Source organism: Paraburkholderia sp. CNPSo 3076 (assembly GCF_026343935.1).
Taxonomy (GTDB): Bacteria; Pseudomonadota; Gammaproteobacteria; order Burkholderiales; family Burkholderiaceae; genus Paraburkholderia; species Paraburkholderia nodosa.
The window spans coordinates 1-2,450 of sequence record NZ_JAPMAL010000106.1 but is presented as its reverse complement, the minus strand read 5'-3'; the positions used below and the strand labels follow the sequence as shown (position 1 = coordinate 2,450).

The 2,450-nt window shown below is 59.8% G+C and carries 1 protein-coding gene and 1 pseudogene; one reads left to right on the top strand and one right to left on the bottom strand.

Annotated elements, in window-relative coordinates; all coding sequences use genetic code 11:
- Positions 1 to 504 (top strand): annotated as a pseudogene (locus M3A49_RS42175) (IS3 family transposase); the annotation flags it as partial.
- A gap of 27 nt (positions 505 to 531) precedes the next feature.
- Here the strand turns inward: M3A49_RS42175 and M3A49_RS42170 are convergent.
- On the bottom strand, positions 532 to 2,094 hold the full coding sequence (locus M3A49_RS42170; RefSeq protein ID WP_266233971.1) for a recombinase family protein: 1,563 nt from the start codon (positions 2,092 to 2,094) through the stop codon (positions 532 to 534).
- Between the last annotated feature and the right edge of the window lie 356 nt (positions 2,095 to 2,450).

Here is a 2,450-nt window from a genome sequence, read left to right as displayed (position 1 = left end):
CTCGCGCAAGTCAAGGCGATTCACACGCAGGTTAAAGGCGAATGCGGCTGGCCCCGCATGTGGAAGGAGTTGCTCACACAAGGCGTGCGCGTGGGTAAAGAACGGGTTCGCAAACTGATGGCGCAGCATGGCATTCGAGCTCGCTGGGTCTACCTCGCGGTTATCGTCGACCTGTTCAGCAGGCATGTGGTGGGCTGGTCGATGCAGCCGCACATGAAAGCTGAACTGGTCACGGACGCATTGCGAATGGCGTGGTTCCGGCGTCGCCCTGACGCCGGCGTAATCGTGCATAGCGACAAGGGCAGCCAATATTGCAGCGGTCTGTTTCAGGACACGTTGAAGGCCTACGGCATGCGTTCGTCGATGAGCCGACGTGGAAATTGTTGGGATAATTCGCCGACGGAAAGTCTACGGGGTTCGCTGAAGGTAGCACGCATCCACGGACGACACTTCGCCACCCGGCGAGCAGCAATGGATGAGGTAATTGACTGGCTGGGCTTTTACAAGTGTGTTTCATACTGCCCAACCTCGCTATGTGCTTGATAAATCTAGAGAGCCCTGTTGTGCCATTGGTTTTGTGGGGTATCCGCGCCGTGCACGTGCCCTGGCCACGAGTTCCGAGACGGCATCCCCGCTCAGTAAATTGCGATTGAAGATCCACGGACCATTGGGCAACGGATGCTCTGCTACGATCTCCTTGCGCTCGACCGCGAGTCTGAGCGTTCCGGGGCTCACGCCAACGAACGCCGCAGCCTCGGTCAACGTCATCCAACCTTCAGCGGAGCGTCGCTCGCTCGAATAGACAGGGATCTGATGGTAGCTGCGCAACGCCGTGACTCGCTCCTGGGTCCAGAAGTTACCGCGGCCGGTTCGCAGGTCATTGCGATTGAGCACACCAGCAATCACCAGATCCGGACAGATACGGACGAGCTGCCGTACGGCATCAATCGCTTCGCGTGACGTATGCGTGGTGTTCTCACCGCGGCGCCGACGCGGCACGCGAATCTCGGTATGTACTCCGCCTTTCCAGTGAATGACGAGCACAATTTCGCTCGTTGCGTTGTCAACGTCGACCACGACTTCGTGGATCAGGGTGCGCACAATACGCTTCTTCAGTCGGGCGTCGGCCTGCGGCCAGATCGATTCCAACGCTGCAGCAAGATCGGCAAATTCATCGGGCTGGGCGGGCGGCGTCTGACCGCATGTGCGCGTCTGTTGCTCGATACGCGATTCCACTTCCTCCACGCGCAGCAGCGCATCATTCCAGCGCCGCTCCAGTTCGTCGGCGACAAGCCGGTTTTCGGGATCAGCAGCGTCGTATTGTTTCTGCGCACGTTGGGCGGTATAGCGTGCCGCTTGCAGATCCCGCTGCAGCGCGGCCAGCACCTCATCCTGCTTCAGGGTCTCTTCTTCACGCGCCACCATCGCTGCCTCAATTGCCGCCGGTTGAACGACCTGCAAGACCGCCTCGGCGATGGCCGCGTCCGCGCGCGTGCCACCGAACGCAATGCAACGCGGTTGTCCCTTGTCCAGCCAGCCGCGATGACAGCTATAGCGCAAGGCGTCGTGCCTGTTACCCGTATAGTGTAACGTCAGCTTGCTCGCGCAGCGCCGACAGCGCAACAGTCCCGCCAGAAGAGCCTCGCCGTTCTTTGGGGCGCCAGCGTGTCCGGCCAGACGCAGGTTGCCATTGATCGCGCACTGGATCCGCTCGAATTCGTCCCACTGAACGTACCCGTCGTGGGCATTGGGAATGAGCGCAAGCCACTCATTCCGAGGTTTGCGGCGATCACGTTTGCGCTGTTCCCTGCCTTCGTAATTGATCGTGCATTCGGTCTTGCCATAGGCATACGCGCCACCGTAGATCGGGTTGGTCAGAATCCGGTACACCGTGCCGTAGCTCGGCCGTTTCCATTGGATTTCGCCGTGCGGCGTGCATGCCGGCAACTGCAGGCCGTGCTCCAGGAACCATAACAACGTCTGACGTACCGATCCAATCGCGCCGAACTGGCGGAACACCGAGCGAATGGCGTCCTGCACGCGCAAATCCGGATCCTTCTCCAGGCGCTGGTCTTCGGTCTTGCAGTAACCCACCGGCGCTGCGACGACTAGTCGACTGCGTCATTGAAATGGCACTGGTCGAATTCGCCGCGATGGATCGTCGTATTTCCATTTAATCGGCCGGGGATTCTTGTAGTGGGTAGCCGCATTCCCTCTCGGAAACGCGGCCCCCGAAGAACCGTACGTGCGAGCTTTCCCCGCATACGGCTCGAGCACAGCATTAAGCGTCGCATTAACGCCGGTCTCGCCAACTGCACGAGCCCTTCGCAAGCGTCACATTGTTGACTCGCCTCATCGCTGAGACGAAGGGCGCTGAACCGTAGTGATACCGGGTCTCTCACAAGCTTCCCCTCGATGAATCTAAAACGTGGACTCGCGACAACTGCACC